This window comes from Sphingorhabdus sp., assembly GCF_046292425.1.
Classification (GTDB): Bacteria; Pseudomonadota; Alphaproteobacteria; order Sphingomonadales; family Sphingomonadaceae; genus Sphingorhabdus_B.
The window spans coordinates 7,868-24,572 of sequence record NZ_JBKBQV010000042.1; the positions used below are offsets into that span (position 1 = coordinate 7,868).

General features: G+C 52.0%; 17 protein-coding genes and 1 pseudogene. 5 read left to right on the top strand and 13 right to left on the bottom strand.

Going from position 1 to position 16,705, the window contains the following annotated elements:
• Both ACK4S7_RS09420 and ACK4S7_RS09425 read right to left on the bottom strand, forming a co-directional pair.
• The coding region (locus tag ACK4S7_RS09420; RefSeq protein ID WP_409646251.1) for a hypothetical protein at positions 1-1,067 on the bottom strand (1,067 nt) is incomplete at its 3' end.
• A gap of 59 nt (positions 1,068-1,126) precedes the next feature.
• Positions 1,127-1,741, bottom strand: a complete 615-nt coding sequence (locus tag ACK4S7_RS09425; RefSeq protein ID WP_409646253.1) for a polysaccharide biosynthesis/export family protein — start codon at positions 1,739-1,741, stop codon at positions 1,127-1,129.
• 370 nt (positions 1,742-2,111) lie between these two features.
• Here ACK4S7_RS09425 and ACK4S7_RS09430 point away from each other — a divergent pair, with 370 nt between their 5' ends.
• The gene (locus tag ACK4S7_RS09430; RefSeq protein WP_409646254.1) at positions 2,112-3,638 is read left to right on the top strand and encodes a tetratricopeptide repeat protein; all 1,527 of its coding nucleotides are present in this window, start codon (positions 2,112-2,114) and stop codon (positions 3,636-3,638) included.
• Positions 3,635-4,459, top strand: a complete 825-nt coding sequence (locus ACK4S7_RS09435) for a WecB/TagA/CpsF family glycosyltransferase (RefSeq protein WP_409646256.1) — start codon at positions 3,635-3,637, stop codon at positions 4,457-4,459. Before ACK4S7_RS09430 ends, ACK4S7_RS09435 begins: the two co-directional genes overlap by 4 nt.
• On the opposite strand, the gene ACK4S7_RS09440 is transcribed toward ACK4S7_RS09435, so the two are convergent.
• Entirely contained in the window at positions 4,404-5,597 is a 1,194-nt protein-coding gene (locus ACK4S7_RS09440) for a glycosyltransferase family 2 protein (RefSeq protein WP_409646257.1), read from the bottom strand. The two genes, ACK4S7_RS09435 and ACK4S7_RS09440, sit on opposite strands and share 56 nt — an antisense overlap.
• A 202-nt stretch (positions 5,598-5,799) precedes the next feature.
• On the opposite strand from ACK4S7_RS09440, the gene ACK4S7_RS09445 reads away from it, so the two are divergent.
• Complete coding sequence (locus ACK4S7_RS09445) at positions 5,800-6,759, top strand: UDP-glucuronic acid decarboxylase family protein (protein ID WP_409646258.1); 960 nt, start codon at positions 5,800-5,802, stop codon at positions 6,757-6,759.
• Between the two features lie 6 nt (positions 6,760-6,765).
• Here the strand turns inward: ACK4S7_RS09445 and ACK4S7_RS09450 are convergent, their stop codons facing one another.
• A complete protein-coding gene (locus tag ACK4S7_RS09450) occupies positions 6,766-7,827 on the bottom strand; it encodes a glycosyltransferase family 4 protein (RefSeq protein WP_409646260.1) in 1,062 nt (353 codons plus the stop codon).
• Positions 7,828-7,895: 68 nt separating this feature from the next.
• Here ACK4S7_RS09450 and ACK4S7_RS09455 point away from each other — a divergent pair, with 68 nt between their 5' ends.
• Positions 7,896-8,477 (top strand): hypothetical protein, encoded by a 582-nt coding sequence (locus tag ACK4S7_RS09455; RefSeq protein ID WP_409646262.1) that lies wholly within the window; start codon positions 7,896-7,898, stop codon positions 8,475-8,477.
• Positions 8,478-8,526: 49 nt separating this feature from the next.
• On the opposite strand, the gene ACK4S7_RS09460 is transcribed toward ACK4S7_RS09455, so the two are convergent.
• Genes ACK4S7_RS09460 through xrtV form a run of 3 tightly spaced genes read right to left on the bottom strand, consistent with a single transcriptional unit; the run spans position 8,527 to position 11,001 of the window.
• Positions 8,527-9,381 (bottom strand): hypothetical protein, encoded by an 855-nt coding sequence (locus tag ACK4S7_RS09460; protein ID WP_409646264.1) that lies wholly within the window; start codon positions 9,379-9,381, stop codon positions 8,527-8,529.
• Between the two features lie 20 nt (positions 9,382-9,401).
• Positions 9,402-10,103, bottom strand: coding sequence for an exosortase-associated protein EpsI, V-type (gene epsI / locus ACK4S7_RS09465; protein ID WP_409646266.1), 702 nt, complete (start codon positions 10,101-10,103; stop codon positions 9,402-9,404).
• Positions 10,096-11,001 carry an exosortase V gene (gene xrtV, locus ACK4S7_RS09470; RefSeq protein ID WP_409646278.1) on the bottom strand — a complete coding sequence of 302 codons (906 nt, stop codon included), beginning with the start codon at positions 10,999-11,001 and terminating at the stop codon, positions 10,096-10,098. Before xrtV ends, epsI begins: the two co-directional genes overlap by 8 nt.
• A gap of 184 nt (positions 11,002-11,185) precedes the next feature.
• Here xrtV and ACK4S7_RS09475 point away from each other — a divergent pair, with 184 nt between their 5' ends.
• Positions 11,186-12,169, top strand: coding sequence for a cell wall hydrolase (locus tag ACK4S7_RS09475; RefSeq protein WP_409646268.1), 984 nt, complete (start codon positions 11,186-11,188; stop codon positions 12,167-12,169).
• Between the two features lie 44 nt (positions 12,170-12,213).
• Here the strand turns inward: ACK4S7_RS09475 and ACK4S7_RS09480 are convergent, their stop codons facing one another.
• The 6 genes and pseudogenes from ACK4S7_RS09480 to ACK4S7_RS09505 all read right to left on the bottom strand — a co-directional run.
• Entirely contained in the window at positions 12,214-12,456 is a 243-nt protein-coding gene (locus tag ACK4S7_RS09480) for an XrtV sorting system accessory protein (RefSeq protein ID WP_409646270.1), read from the bottom strand.
• 132 nt (positions 12,457-12,588) lie between these two features.
• Positions 12,589-13,131, bottom strand: coding sequence for an FxDxF family PEP-CTERM protein (locus ACK4S7_RS09485; RefSeq protein ID WP_409646272.1), 543 nt, complete (start codon positions 13,129-13,131; stop codon positions 12,589-12,591).
• A 222-nt stretch (positions 13,132-13,353) separates the two neighbouring features.
• The gene (gene virB11, locus ACK4S7_RS09490) at positions 13,354-14,370 is read right to left on the bottom strand and encodes a P-type DNA transfer ATPase VirB11 (protein WP_409646273.1); all 1,017 of its coding nucleotides are present in this window, start codon (positions 14,368-14,370) and stop codon (positions 13,354-13,356) included.
• Positions 14,367-15,482 carry a type IV secretion system protein VirB10 gene (gene virB10, locus ACK4S7_RS09495; protein ID WP_409646275.1) on the bottom strand — a complete coding sequence of 372 codons (1,116 nt, stop codon included), beginning with the start codon at positions 15,480-15,482 and terminating at the stop codon, positions 14,367-14,369. Before virB10 ends, virB11 begins: the two co-directional genes overlap by 4 nt.
• A pseudogene (locus ACK4S7_RS09500) lies at positions 15,479-16,348 on the bottom strand (TrbG/VirB9 family P-type conjugative transfer protein). The gene virB10 and the pseudogene ACK4S7_RS09500 overlap by 4 nt, the downstream one beginning before the upstream one ends.
• On the bottom strand, positions 16,345-16,705 hold a 361-nt coding region (locus tag ACK4S7_RS09505; protein ID WP_409646277.1), incomplete at its 5' end, for a hypothetical protein. The pseudogene ACK4S7_RS09500 and the gene ACK4S7_RS09505, both read right to left, overlap by 4 nt.

Below are 16,705 nucleotides of genomic sequence, written 5' to 3' on the forward strand. Positions count from 1 at the left end.
AAGCTGAGACGATCATTCAGGTCTTTGGAATAAGTTCCCGACACACCGAATATTCGGCTGTTCTGTTCGCCGGGCAAAGCCAACGGTGTGCTACCCTGGCTTGTTTGGCCATACCGCGCGGATAAAATCACACGTTCCTTCTGACTTAACTGCTTATCATAGACGACGGCCACGTTTGTGACAGCACGAATACCGCCAAGCGCCGTTGGCTCGGCGCTACGCGATACCGACCCACAAAGGGCCGATTGAATGCCTTTGTCGCAAATTGAAAATCCACCGGTCAAATAGGCTTTCGTGTCTGCTTCGCCAAAGGCGTCATCCACCGATGCCAATGAAACGCCAACACTTGCTGTCCAGCTTATACGTTCATCGACTCTGTTTTCAATTCCAACTACGGGACTGATGATACGGGCATCACCGTTGCGAGTGCCGATGTAATCCACGATGGTGCCGGTAACACCAGCATTTACAGTTGTTCTTTCCGACAACTGCCGGCGGTAACGTGTGCCCACGCTTCCCGTTCGGTAGTCCCTTTGATCGGGCGCGCTAAAGCGAGAATAGGTTGTGCTGCCAAAGACACTGACTGTGTCGGCCTCGCTTATAATATGGTCAAGGCCAAGAGAGGCATCAAGGGTTTGAACCCTGTTGCGACGACCTGCTGTAGTGACATCGTTGAATGTTACGTCCGGAAAATCGACTGGATCCAAAGGTGCACTTATGCTGCCAAAGAAATAATCCTGCACCCGAGACCGCGACGACTGAAAACCTGCAGAGGCGTTCAAAGACGTGCGCGTGCTCATCTGCTTGCGCGCAAGAACTCCAACACGACCCCCGATGTCATTACCATAATTTTGTAGATACTGAGTCATGCGCAAACTGGCATCTATAACAACGCTAGTAGTTTCGTCCTCCCAATAGACTTTGGGATCGACCTGAAGAGTTGCTGACAAGGCAGGATCGCCGCCTGGCTCAAAAAAGGGATTGCTGTCAGCAGCTCCATTGACCGACACATCAACCGTAACACGTGGTTCCGTTTGCGCGATCGCTACAGTTGGTAGCAAGAACATGGCCGGCAGAATTGCACACGCACCTTTGCCTACTTGTCTCAGATGACCCGATGCGGCACTCACGGAACGATGACCGTATCGCCTGACTGCAGCCGCTGAATATTGGCGCGCAGAACATCACTGTTATCGGCTCCGCTTTTGAACAACGGGGCTATTCTTACCCGGAATGTGTCAAGCTGATCACCGACCTTACGGATAATAAGGACATTATCCAAATTTGCGAACTCATTCGGGCCACCCGCCATGCTGAGCGCCTCCAATACATTCACATATCGGCCGGGGGTAAATGTGCCAGGTGACTTCACTCGGCCCATGACGGAAAATTGCATCCCGCTTGGCGCTGCTACCGAAACTGTAACCTGCGGAACTTCACCCCGATATTGTGCCTTTAATCCGTTGCTGATCCGCGCCTCGATTTCCGAAGGCAAAGCACCTTGGGCCCTTATTTGACCAACCAGTGGAAACGCAATGGTGCCATCAGGCAACACCTTTACCTCACGCTGTAAACGCTCTTCGCCCCAGACGTAAATTTCGAGCTGGTCGCCTGCGTTGATCCGATAATCAGCCGCCGGCCCTGCCACGCGGGCACCAGGAGCAGATGCAGTTTGCGCCATTGCTTGTGAAGGAAACAATCCTGCCAAAAACAATGTGACGATGATCCAAATTCGGGCCATTATTTCTCCTGTACTCTGTCGGTGAAGGCATAGAATAAGCCAGCTATGACCTCGGCAGATATAATCAGAATGTAAATGAAGAGGGGCAATCTGCGCCCATGTCATTGCCATCCCTGTTACCCGCTAAGCGATACACACAAACAATCGAATGATGATTAAGTTCCAATCCACCCCTTACATGGTTCAATTTTTTCAGAACATTACCCTTGCCCGCGCCAAATCAAAGCGATGCGGCCGACTAACCGGGCTCTTTTGATGGAACAAAGTGGCGCAACGGCAGTTACGTTGCGGGCACCGCCTGCATCGTGCTGATGCAAATCAATGCGAGGGCAGAACAATTCACGACATCCTGACCAAATTGGCGTCGGTAATGCTGTTGCTGCTCGTTTCGAGTGGCATAAGCGGATGTTCGGATACAGAAACGGACGCTGCCCGATATGCTGCACAGGCTGAAATATTGCTGGACCAAAACCGCTTCGCCGAGGCGCGGCAGACGATCACAAAAGCAATCGCTACCCGCGATGACGTTGCTGAATATCACCTGCTAAGGGGCAGAATAGAGTATTCAGCCGGTGCGTTCGAAAATGCATATTCGGCTTATAGCGAAGCCCTAGCCCTCGCACCCAGCAATCAAGAAGCGTTGCAGGCAGTTTCACAAATCGGCATACGAGTCGGCCGGTTAAATGAGTCTCTAGACGCGACCGATAAATTGCTGGTTCTCAACCCGAATTTCACAGATGCGCTGTTAATCCGGGGTCTCCACGCCTTAATCAAACGCGACTTTGAATCTGCCACAAGGACCGCCGACCAAATATTATCAATTGACCGGCTGAATGAAGGTGGCGTGGTACTAAAAGCACGTGCTTCTTTTCTATCTGGAAATCCACAAGAAGCAGCCCATATCCTGGACGTCTTCGACAGTACCCGGCCCAACACTCCGGCTGTTTCACTTACACGGTTGGAAATCTATCGGTCTTTGCGCAATCCCGAAATGATGGCACAGCAATATTCCGCTCTTGGCAAATTACGTCCGGACGACCTGGCACTTAAACTGGACCACGCTAACTTTCTTTACAAGACGGGCAACGACGCGAACGCCACAAGGTCGGTGTCGTCCGTTCTGGCACATAAGGATGCTTCACCGCAGAATGTCGATGGTGCGATTCAGTTGTGGCGGGAATATGCTGTCACTAAAATCGACTCCGGGCTAATCAAATCGATCAAAGTATCAGGTACGCCGGCGGCCCGGATATCTGCCGCCCGTTACTTTATTGACATCGGAAATATATCCGTCGCTTCAGCTTTGTTAGCTGGCATTACCGGCGCCGATGCTGAAGCCGAGTCTGCCAACATCGCGGTGGCGCAAGGCGATTTCACGCGCGCCCGGAAGCTGGTTTCGGGCATTCTTGATGCAGACAAGACACATTGTTCCGCCCTCGGTACGCGGGCCAATTTGTTATACGCCAGTCGCCGATATGCTGACGCACTGAGATCGGCACAAAGCGCTTCATCCGAATGTCCACAGCAGCCGCGACTTTGGCAATTGACCGCCAAAATCTATGCCGCCATGGGCGAAGACGCCAATGTCCGCCGTGTTTTTGGTCAGGGCATTGACGCCAATAAACAAAGTGAGGTTTTATCTCGCGCATATTCAGAGTATCTGCTGGAACAGCAGAGTCCGCGGGAGGCCATCGCGGTAGCACGCAAGCTCACCCGTTCGGCACCGGCGTTGAACAGCGGTTGGCGGCTTTATGCCGAAATATGCGCCAGAACCCGTTCAACCTGTTTGGCCGATGCGCAGCAAGGACTGGCGGATTCCAGGACTAGATATGGTGTTGACTTGTTGCCAGGCGAAGCTCCGCCGAACGGTCTGTTTGGTAGGCTTGTGGTTCGATGATGAGCAATATCATAGCAACGTCATCTACCCTGCAAAGGCATTCAAAAACCGATTTTCTCGGGGTTTCTTTTGATGATCTTAATGCCCAGGGCGCTCTGGACGAGGTCAAATTACTGGTGGGTATGCACGCATTTTCCTATGTTGTGACCCCAAATGTTGACCATGTGGTTGCGTTAAATGACGCGCCAGATTCTGCTCTCGTCGACGCTTACGCTAACGCGCATCTAACCTTATGCGACAGTCGCATCCTCAGCCTCTTGGCGCGGCGGTCCGGATTGACGCTGCATGCAGTTCCCGGAAGCGACCTGACTCGAGAGTTGCTGGATTTGAAGAATACAAGCTGGCGTTGTGCGGTAATCGGCGGGGACGCGGAACTGCACGAACGCATAGCTGAGTTATATCCCCAGCATGCCTGGGTCTTTCATCAGCCGCCAATGGGAGTGCGCCGCAATGCAGGAGCAAGGGAAAGAATTGCCGAATTTGTCGAAAGCGCGGAAGCGGACCTTGTCTTTTTCGCCATTGGCGCACCACAAAGCGAGATTTGCTGCCACGAGATAACTAAACGCAACCGTGCGCGCGGCGTGGCCTTGTGCATCGGTGCTTCGCTGGAATTCCTTACAGGCGCAAAAAAACGCGCACCATATTGGATGCAGCGGTCGTCGTTGGAATGGTTGCACCGCTTAAGCAGTGAGCCACGACGGCTGTGGCGGCGCTATCTTGTCGAAGGCCCCAAGATTTTGGTAATATGGCGACGCTGGCGTACGCTTAATGGTGCTCGCCATCCCTTTGGGTCCGGTTCCACCCCGTTTGACGGGCGGTGAAGAACCGGATGTATATCGGTACCTTCCATAGGATATAAAACGGGATTTTTAATAACGCAGCGCCACTTATAACCCTTCGTCCCTCTGCCCACCAAGCGGCGAGCAATATGACCGATAATATTGTCAGACTGGTTCCGAGAAGCATCAATGGGCCGACAGAGCCTGAACCCAACCAAACTAAAGATGTAAGCAGCAACAAGGCGACAACGGTAAGCAACATTAGCATCGCTAAAGGTGGCACCATCATATGTGCGCCTATTGTGAGTAAATGCCGCGAACCCTTTGAGAGTCCGGAAAGTAGCATTGGCAAACCATTATGCATGGCAGTTTGCATAAATCCATGTTCCCATCGGCTTCGCTGCCCTTTGCTATCTGCAACGGAAGCGGCCGGACTTGTGACCAAGGCTCGATCTTCAAATCCCACGCGCGTACCTTGTTTCGCAAGCGATAACCCAAGTTGCAGATCCTCGACGGCGTGGGATGTAGCAAGGTCAAGTTCAGCGAACAAATTCCAAGGAAAGGCCATGCCTGTTCCAAACAACAATGTTCCGCCGCCCAGTCGCGCCAAGCCGCGCGCCCGAACTAGGTTTTTAATCAGCATCGCAAAATTGGAAATGCTGGCAATCGGCGACTCGGTTGCACCCGTCACCAACAAATTCACGCCCTGAACAGGTTGATTACCTTCAACTGAACGGGCTATCAGAATTTCGGCACTGCCCGGTGACAACCTGCAGTCTGCGTCGACAATGATCACGGCATCGGGCGGTGCCTTAGCAAGATGATCACGTCCAAAGGCCAATGCAAAGCCTTTGCCTTTGTGCGTATCGGACACGCGCGTGATGGCTTCGGCGCCAGCGCCGCGCGCCAAGTCTGCCGTATCATCCGTACAATTGTCAGCAACAACGAGAATCCGGCACTGAGGGGCGGCAATGCGCAATGCTGATACCGTTGCGGCTATGCTAATCGCCTCATTATGCGCCGGCACCAAAATGGCACCCTTTTGGTGAACTGTTGACGCTTCAAGCCGACGCCTCTTTGAAGGCAGCAAGCCAAAGCAGAGTTCAACACACAGATAGATGATAACCACGGACAATGTGCCTGCGAGCAACCACGCACCGGCGTTAAGGACATTTAGCATTCTGAAATCCTAGCTCCTTAGCGAGCTTCATCTATGGAGTAACTGCTGGAAATGAAATGAAACAAGGAAGTAAAACTTACTATTAAGCGCATTTGTTCCACGAAATACGGAAACTAAAAATATATTTTTCAATATAGTTAGAATCACTTGAACGACAGTATTCTCACACTATTCGAGACGCAAATGAATAGGATATCTAATAATGTCTCGTGATTATTTTTCTACGCGTCGGGTGTTGGTCACTGGCGGCGCCGGGTTTGTAGGCTCGCATCTTATCGATCGACTGATTGACAGGGGCGACGAGGTTCTGTGCGTAGACAATCTTTTTACAGGTGCCAAGGCGAACATCGCACATCTGTTAGGGCACCCGCGATTTGAGTTCCTCCGCCACGATATCTGTTTTCCATTGTTCGTCGAAGTCGACGCCATCTTCAATCTCGCCTGCCCCGCCTCTCCCATTCATTATCAGCACGACCCAGTCCAGACCACCAAGGTCTCGGTCATTGGCGCCATAAACATGCTTGGCCTCGCCAAGCGGATTAAAGCACCTATTCTTCAAGCGTCGACCAGCGAAGTGTATGGCGATCCGACCCAACATCCGCAGACAGAGAGCTATTGGGGGAACGTAAACCCGATCGGACTTCGTTCCTGCTATGACGAAGGCAAACGCTGCGCTGAAACGCTGTTTTTCGATTATCACCGCCAACATGGTCTTGCGATCAAGGTAGCGCGCATTTTCAACACCTATGGTCCGCGCATGCATCCCGCTGATGGCCGTGTCGTCTCAAATTTCATAATGCAGGCACTTCGCGGCGAGGACATAACGATTTATGGTGATGGCTCTCAAACACGCAGCTTTTGCTATGTAGACGATCTGGTTGAGGGTCTCCTGCGTCTGATGGACACAGCCGATGAAGTGACTGGCCCCATTAATCTGGGAAATCCCGTAGAGTTTACAATTCGTCAATTGGCAGAAATTGTGATCGAGATGACCGGTGCGCGGTCGTCGCTCGTTGAATTACCTCTCCCGTCGGATGACCCAACGCAGCGCAAGCCCGACATATCGGTCGCACGTAAAGAGCTGGATTGGGAACCGCAGCAAAACTTGCGGGATGGCCTTGAAAAAACAATTCATTATTTCCGCCAACTGACCAACGGTTAGCTGGTCCTAAAGGCTGCTAATAAAACTTCGATATTCTCGGGCGATATTGGACCAGGCGAAGCGTTCGATGCCATTTGTGCTGCCGGCTGGCGAAGATCGGCTGGCGGCAACTAGGGCCTCAACAAGGGACCGTTCGTTTTCGGTGTCACACAAATGACCATAATCGCCCAAAATCCAGCGAAGCCGATCAGTATCATGCGCGACGATCGGCAGACCGCTGGCCCACGCCTCCAAAAACACGTTGCCGAATGACTCAAGCAACGAGAGGTGCAAAAATATGTCCGCTGACTGATACAATAATGGCATTTCTTTAGCGGACAAACTCACACGCATAAATCGGCCAGGCATAAGTGTATCCGCGAGGGCCCGAGCTTCATCGCGCAGGGGTCCGTCCCCTGCCACGACCAAAAATGCATCTGGCAATTGGGCCACCGCCCTTATGCCGTCCAACACGCGCTTGCTTTCAATAAATGCGCTCACCATGAGGATGATTTTCTGGTTCTCGGGGAAGCCGAAGCGGCGACGATCTCCGATCCCCAGCTTGAACCGCGCAAGATCCACGCCATTTGGCACAAGCGCGCACTTCCATTGGGGCTGATTGCGCTCAAAATAATCTGGATTGGTGCAAATTAGCCCGTCACACGAAAAACTGCGATATTCAGATTGGTTGCTAAACGCGGGCCAATCGCCATTCTGGGTCACAAATATTTGCAGTGGTTTCTTTGAAGAGGGTCGTCGCAACGCCCAGTGCGTGAAGGGAAAAGCACAGGTAACGACAGCGTCAAATTCAGCCGGATCATATGCACGGAGCAAATTTGCGGCAAAAGTCGCGTCTTCCCAAGCAGTTTCGCTGCGCAAAGGTGGAAATTGCGGCCAGTTTTCAAACTTTTCTCTCGGCCGGGAACCAACATGTTCAAAGCTGTACGAGGTGCCCGATCGCGGTTCGCCCGATCCCATCAGCGTCACTTCGTCACCCGATGCTGCCATCGCCTCTGCCACTGACATCAATGCAACTTCCGCGCCTCTTTCATGTTTATGAAATCCGGACAAAGCAAAAAGCAGTTTCATTCTGTTCCCTCTATTAAAGCTTCGCTGGTCCCAATTTTCTTGAAATTAGAGTAGGTTGCCCAAAGGAGATGAATATCAATATTGACTGGCAACCCACCATTGGCGACCCAAGCTTGGCAGGGTGGCTGACTGTGTTCGGATATTTTGCGTCGGCAGTGATATGCTATCTCGCGTCTAGGTCGGAGAGGGCGCGCGTCGTACCACGATTGCCTTCGACGCATGACGAGGCACACTTTTGGGGCATCGTCACAATTGTTATGATGGTTCTTGGCTTCAACAAGCAGCTCGATCTGCAAAGCCTGTTGACCCAGATTGGCAGATATTTTGCAGTTGCAGGCGGTTGGTATCATCAACGTCAAGCTATCCAGCTCCTGTTTATTATCTGCCTAATCGCGTGTTCGATCATTGGTGCCGTCATTTTGCTACGCGCTTTAAGCAAAGCGGCTATGGAAATAAGGATCGCTTTGGTGGGACTTTGCCTGTTGGGTTGTTTCATCGTCATCCGCGCCGCATCTTTCCACCATATCGATACTGCCTTTCGTACAAAAGTGCTGCTGCCCCAGTGGAACGTAGCACTAGAACTCGGCAGCATCTTTTTGGTCGCCATTGCTGGTTTACGCTACTGGCGACATCCGACATCCGACCGCTAGAACGATGCCTTGCCGGGGCGCTGATGACGCGCCCATGCATCAAAGGAGACTATTTTTTCGCAGTGCCTGTGCCCAAACTGCCCGCATTTTTTTTCGGAGCGAATTCCGGCTGATACTTAACTTCAGCTTTGGCTCGCGCTTGCTTCAAGCGCTCCTCAAGCGACGTGGTCAACGCATTTCGGCGTAGCGCCTGTGTGGCCAGCGCCGCCATTTCCGCGCCATTCCCTGCTATCGGGCTTTCACCTGTGATTACTGCAACGGTTACCATGCCGTTTTCAGGTATCACAAACGGTTCACCATCCGGCAGTGCCAGTATCTGGTCCAAACGTTGCTGACCCAACTGGGCTGAATCCATTTTGGCCGGGCCACGCTCAAATTTGATGCCAAGATTGTTCAGTCTGGTGGCAACTTCGGCCATTGAGTGTGCACTTTCCAGAGATTTTAATTGTGACATATCCGAAGGCAATCCGAACTGAATGCGATCGACGATATACATTTTTCGACCAGCAAACATGGACGGGTTATCCGCCATATATTTGTTTATGGCCTGCTGGTCAGGCACCTGAAACGACTTTTCCGCTCTCTGGCCCAATAGTTGGACCAATAATGCATCGTCGATTTGGCGACTACGTATCAAATATTCGGGTGTCTTATCCAGACCGTCTTCTCTCGCCGAATGCGCGAGTAAGCGACGTTCAACAATGCGCTGCAAAGCAGCCCTTTGCACATCCTTCGTATCAGTGCCGGCGGGTATATTGGCATTACCAATTTCTGCGTTAATTTCCTGCAAGGTTATTTCGTCGCCGTTAACAACTGCCGCAACTTGTCCCTCCGGCTCCTTGTCACAGCCAGCCAGAAGCAAGGCCATACAGACCAAGCTGGTGATATGTCCGCGGTAAACCATTTTCGTTCTCCTATGTCGATTCATCCGACCAACAATCGCTGCAAGCGGACGGGGGATGCACTGATGAATTCGCGCGTGAATCTTGCCAAAATCGGCTGCGCGCGTTGTTGACTTATGCCAATGACGGAAACCCGCATCATGATGCCGTCTGGTATGTCTCCAGCCAGATTCGCATTGACAACCGCAATCCTCTGTTCCGCCCACGACCGAGGAAATGCTTTGCCCAACCGGGTAAAATACATCACTTGTTCAATGCGGCCAGGTGCTTCTGCGGTGAAGATGTTTGCAGGAACGCTACCTCTTTCCAGAGGGATATCCACCTTTTGCGTGTCGCTGAGTTGAAACCCGCCGACTGGGTAACAAACTTCGGGACGATGGACCTGTAATACACCATCTTGTTCGTTGTTATACGCTAAAAGCATCATCACAAGCGGTGACCCTTGGGTCTGAAATGCGCGGGTGACCAGATTGTCGTAAAGTCGATCGCGCAATGCGTCGGGTGGTGGCAGCACCACACCGCCATCGGATATCACCTGCCAATTCCCGAACGGACCAGGCACTAAGGATTCGAATGTGTCTTTCTTTAGAACAGGCATCGATGGCTTAGGTTGCCGCGCATAAGCAATGCCGGACGCCAGTGCCAATAAACCACCCATCACTGCACGTCGACCCAAAGGAGTTTTGCCTTCGGCTGGTAATGGATTATCGTCGGACTTACGCATTATCATGTCTCGATCTAGAATTGGCCCTGACGCGGTCCCAGAGAGGCTTAAGAACCTCGTCAGCGGCGAATATGGTGATGAGGGCAATTGCGAACATCGCTATTCCTGCAAAGTTATGCAGAAACCCCTGCGCTGCGGCTTCGCCTGCATGGTAAGTCAACAGGATCAAAATGAGCACGCGGAAAAAATTCGCAATTAATGCGACAGGAACGATGAGCAGTACCAGCAGAGCGGAGTAGAGCCAGTTTGCCCGATGGCGCATATATATGTAAAATAGAGAAATTGCAGAGAGAGATACGATAGAGTTAATTCCGGAGCAGGCAGCTGCCACGAGCAGCTCGTACTGTCCAATATAGATCGTCACGCCCTCCCCACCGATCGGATAGTTAAACAACTGCAGGAAGCCGATAGCAGCTTTTGAAAGCCAAATTTTCATTGGAACCGTAACCAACGCCACTAGCGATTCCGGGGGCGGGAAAATGAAGGCAATATAAAACAGGGGGAACCAGAGCTTGCGCATAGCTTCAAGGCCAATAACGGCATAAAGGATTACAAGTAGCGTGAAGTACATGAAGTAACCTTCAAGTTCCACAATCTGGGTAATCCGCGCAAATATCTGGAGTGGCACAAGCACTGCCAACAACATCCAGGCGATGCCCATGGGCGCTGGCTTAGCGAACTGGCGCGCTTCCTGCCATTCGCGCACAAGCAGCCACAAACCAGTGGCAAGCACAATTGGGCCGTGCGCCCCTTCCTCACCAGCCCAAGACTGTTGACTCACAAATTTCATGGTCGGCACGCAAAATGCAAGAAGGCCAAGGATCAATATCAAAGACTGCCAGTTCAACATAGAGAACCAGCGTCCGGCAGTTTCGGAAACTCCCGGTTTTAACGACATTTCAGCCGAATCGTGTTTCAAATATAACTCCCGCTGCTAGCGCTATAAATTAAATAAATTTGCAAAACGCCGTAAATATGTTATATCATTTTTTTATAAAGATTAAATCATTAGTTCATCTAATCAAGATTTTTCTCTAACTTAACTGTTTTTAAATTAAAATAATGTGAGATTGATATTCAAGATGGCTATTAAAAATCTTGAACGTTCCAAAAAGTTACGGCAGTTATCTTTATTAACCGCAATTGTTTTGGTGTCTGGCAGCGCGACCAGCCTCTGGCTGGCTGAACGCACAACCAAAGAGCCACGCCCCGATTTGGACATAAACGCACCAAACGGTCTTAGTGTTCCCCCAAGTCCAGAATTACAGATTTATAAACCTCTGCCGCCGGAAAAGGCGATAGAGGAGAATGAAAAACTTCCTTTTTCGACAGCGCCGCTTGAACGCGCATTGCCGTTGGTTCTGCCCGCCTATGATGTCTTTCTGGTGGGACGGAAAAACGCGACAGACTGTCTCACTTCGGCGATCTATTACGAAGCTGGAAATGAACTGAGCCAGGGCAAAAGGGCGGTTGCTCAAGTTGTCCTTAATCGGGTGCGGCACCCAGCATATCCGAAATCCATTTGCGGCGTGGTTTACCAAGGCGCGGAGCGAAAAACGGGCTGCCAATTCACATTCACTTGCGATGGCAGCTTGGCGAGGCGCCCAACGCGTGGTGGTTGGGAACAAGCCAGAATGATTGCAATTGGCGCGATTTCCGGCGTGGTTGAACCTTCTGTCGGTATGGCAACGCATTATCACGCAAATTACGTCGTCCCTTACTGGGCGTCCTCCCTTGATAAGGTTTCGCAAATCGGCACGCATATTTTCTATCGATGGAAAGGCACTTGGGGGCGGCGGCGCGCGTTCTCTCAAACTGTGGAATTAGACAGTGAAGCTACAAATTTGGTGACATCTGTCGATTTCTTGCCCGTTCCTGAAGAAACGTTGTCAATCGAACGTCAAGCAGAGAAGGTAGCATCGCGTCTCATCGCGGATGATGTTCTACCAACCGGCGCATTGGTATTGCCAACGCCCGAATTAAAGGCGCCGGTGACATCAAGAATTCAGGCTGACCAAACTGGATCGAAGCTGCTAATAGACGAAAAGCCCATTCTTAAAAACTGAACATAATAACGTAACCTGAACAGACAGTATTATGCAGTTATGGATCACATTTTTGGCAATCTAACTTTTAATATCAAAAATATATATGAAATAACACCGATGAAAAGCACTCCAGCAATCAAATGCTGACCTTCATTCCCAAAATAGTTTGTCACGGCACAGCCAATCGCCGGAGGCGCATATTGCCAGAGTTCGTCACGCGGTTCTTCTTCGCTAGATCTCTGCAACAGCAATGTTGCCAACCCAGCGAATGTAATAACTGTTATCCAATCCCAATACGTTTCCATGACGATTGTACCTTCAATGCAGATTAATCCGTCTTATTCTGCGCAGTGAAGCTGCCCCGAATATGTCTAAAAGTCCAGAGCAGCTTCCCGAAGGGAAGCCACTCTGGACCCGAAACATGAAGTTAAACCAGATTAGGTGTAACGAACACGCAGAGTTGTTTTATCTTTGCGACGCATCGAAAAACCGACGCCAGCCATACCTAGCAACATCAACATCCACGCAGCTGGTTCTGGAACAGCCGCTGCCGAAGCAAACGAAAGATTACCAGAGAATGCTGCGTTTCCGCCTGTCGTTCCCGCTACGCTAAGAACGTTATTTCCGCCTGCAACCAGAGTTTGGTTCAGAATGTTGCGGAACTCTTGAGCGCCAGTTGAAAGCGTGTTGAAGTCAACACCATTCAACATGACGGACGTAAAGTTAATGTCGGTCAGAGGATTGCCCGAGGAAATGATCGACGAGATATCCGCACTGGTCACATTGAAGCCTGCAGGCGTTATAAATTCGAACGAACGTGTGAAGGTACATGATCCAGTAGTACCGGCCGCACAGGTAACATCATCATCCCCGAATGTGCCACTTGGGCCGGTTATGTTGATGAATTGAGCAGCTTGAGCGCCAGTCGCCATGAACGTAGCGAGGATAGCAGTGGAGAGGTATGCAAGTTTTTTGCGCATAGATATTTCCTTGAGTTGTGAGTTGTCATTTTCGATTGCGCGCCCAACTATCGTTAATGACGAATTAACAACTTGGAACCTTCCGCGATGTTCCAGTGCCGGTGACGATATTTGTAAAATACCAACGCCTGGGATGGGCCGTGTCTGTCATGAGCCCTCTGACGTCAATTCGGGGGTGGGCCGATAGATGCGCACATCGTGCAGGGACGAATGTTTATGCGGTCACTGCATATCTGGATTGACTAGTTGCACATCGCTAATTGTTCGCTGCCCACTTTTGCGCTCGAGCTGAATAATGACGTCCACCATTGAACGGGCATAATCCATGGTTTCCTGACGGCCAAGCCCCAGTCCTGCCTGCATACACATAAGGGCAATCTGTTCCAGCGCCCCTTGGGGTGTATTGGCGTGAATGGTGCTTATTGATCCGGGGTGGCCTGTATTGATTGCGCGCAGGAATGTAACTGTTTCGCTGCCGCGCAGTTCCCCAACAATTAGCCGATCCGGCCGCATCCGCAGAGACGCCCGCATCAAGTCATCAACGGTTACCTTCGCTTCGCCCTGGTTACCCGCCACAGCAACCAAACCAAGAGCGTTGTCGCTCCCCAGCCTGATTTCGGGCGTATCCTCAATCGCGATCAGCCGCTCATGTCGAGGTATTTCCTTCAACAACGCATTTAACAACGTTGTCTTTCCGGAGGATGTCCCACCGGAAATTAGAATGGTCTGGCGTGACGCCACCGCCTGGCGAAACAAGCCAAGGATATCGTTATCCTGGAGCAACTGCGCCAGCGATGCATGGAGGTTGTCGGCGCCTTTTGCGTTATCATGGCTAAATGAGAGTGCGCTTTGCTGCACATAATCTTCTAGCGTCATATCCTGCAGCCGGTGCTTGCGGATAGCCAGTGCGACCTCCCCACGAGTTGCTGGTGGCAACACCATTTGGACACGGGCTCCGCCAGGAAGAGTAGCAGCCAGCAGCGGGTTTTCCCGGCTTACGCCCTGGTGGTTGATCCGCGCAATTTGATGCGCGAGACGTTCCAGCAACTGTCTGTCGATCTCCGGCGCATGGTGCCGCTGCATCGTCGCCAAGCCGAGGCGTTCCACCCATATCTCTTGTGGACGATTGACCAATATTTCCGTGACATCATCCGACGACAACCATTCGTTGAAGGGTGCAAGGTAGCTGTTCAGGTACACATTTTCGGCATCGCCGGTTATGGCTGACATCTGGTTCATTGCAGATCGCCGTCAGTGCTCGAAAAATCCAGGTCGCGTGCAAGGAATATACGGATGGCGGTGCCCTGTGCGACCTTTACCGTTGGCGGAATGTTGATGTCGCGTTGAAGCGCAATTCCGGCGACATTTTTTGCGTCATCAGCACTCCGGACGATGACATTGTTTCCGCCCTGTTGCAGAAGCCCCATCCCCGATTCCACGACGGATAACAATATGGCCGTTCCAAATCGTTTCAGAAAATGAATATCCACTTTACCGCCCAATCCAGCGCGGCCTAGCGGGTCAGTAACGGGCGAACCAAGCGAAACAGTGACGCCATCGGGTCGCGTAAGCCGCGTCCAAACAATAAAAGCGCGCGATTGCCCCGCAGCGAGGCCAGAGCGATATTGCCCAATTAACCGACTGCCGCTCGGAATGAGTACGCGCCGACCGTCAAACCCCATAACGTCGCGGCTTACAACGGCACGAACATAACCCGGTAGATCCGAGTTGATCGCAGTTTCAAGAACACCCGCGATTATGGCGCCTTGTGGCACTGTATAGCCATTATTCGCGATGCGTACAGCGCGCGCGGGCGCACTTTCACCTGATGCCACACGATCGGCAAACCGATCATCGGCACTCAGATCTTCATTCTTTGATCCACCGAGTGCAGAGGTGGGAGACGATGATACGATATCGGCCTTTGTTGAATCAATCACGACGCCGGGGGACAGGAAACGATTTGGACCAACCGTGGCTGGGCTGGTCATACCCAGAATCGGCCCACCGATATTCTCCGAAGTTGGTGACAGTAGAACAGGAGGTGGCAAGTCTGGTGGGCCTGGACGCAATGTTGGCGGCTGGACCACCCCTCCTTGCGGGAGAGGTGGCGCATTGAAAGTTCCGGATACTTGCTTGAATGAATTCGAATTTGCATCGCTTCGGCTTGTGGTCAGTGTCGTAAATGTCAATATCCCCAATAAGGCGACACCAAGAACGCCCAGTCGCATTCCGGGTGATAAGCCAGGCGGCATGGCCACTGGCGATACAATCTGGCTATTTGCGTCGCTGAGCAAGTCACCGTCCATGGTCGTACGCGGGTCAGCATCCCCCGATTTAAGCACGGTCATGGTTTTACCTCCTGCGTTTTGCAGCCAAATAATCCACATTTCCTTTTTACGCGCTGCTTGGGGGCGCCCGCTCCAGGTGTATGGGTGGTAAACGCATCATTGAAAATGACGGTAACTTCTTTGCCGTGACGCAAAAGGAACTGCGGCGCGATTTGCTCCACCACAGTGTAAGGTCCGCGAATGCTGAAATTGACGATGCTTTCGCCTGACTCCGGTGTCACGCTGAAAATCGCTGGTATGGAGGTTCCGGCGGCGAACTAAAAATATGTCGCCTTGCCGTCGTCGAATACTTCTTCCGGGACATTCGCTTGTGCACCATCATAGCTGTAGGCACGGTTCCAGAATTCGGGGAGCGACGCAATTAATGGCGGCGGCGGAGCCTTGGCCACACCAGCGCCGGTTTTTGTGTAGCGAAACCGTACTGCGTAGATGATCTGGTTCTGCGGCACCCGCAGTCCTGACTTTGCAACCAGTTCCAGATTGTAGCGCCTTTGATTGGTGATGATGGAGAGGTTTGTCATGGGGGGCAGGCCAACTGGCTTTAGAAACATAATGGTCCCTGCCCCGTTCGGCGTTACTTGCCAGCCCGAAGAATCCCCGATTCCCACAGTTTCAATTTTTTCGCCCGGCCCAAATTCGATCATCATCTGATAGCCGGTATGTCCCGTCAAACGCACAATCGCGTCGGCGTTATAATCGACATAGCGGATGTTCGGCGCGACCTGTGTCTTGGGTGTTGCCTGTGCCGGTGAGAACTCTTGCGCAGACTGCCCTTGCGCCACCTGAGCCCATGCGGCGGTGGATAGCATCGCGGGTGTAGTCAAGATCAAGCCGGAGAGGCAGATCAGATGAAGTTTTCCGGTCATGCAGCGTTCCTGAAAGCTTTAAAGGGCGCGCGCGCGGCCTGGACGTAGCCGCGCGAAATGCGCCTATCGGATTGGACATTCTGCTGCTGCACCGCCGGAATCCCGTCTTGAGTAATCCGCTGGGGCAGCATGATCGCTCGCTGACCGGCTGCGCTCATAGTGGAGTCACTTACGGCCGAACGCTCAATTGCGCCGACGAGTGACTGCATTCGTTCATTGTATACCATATTGCCCGATGATGCAGGGACCCCGGCTGGCTGGATCGGCATACTGCTGTCAGGTGCCCGTTGCTGACCAGAGGGCATTGTCCACCCACTCACGATGGTGCGGCCGACGCGGAACAATTGAACCGACACT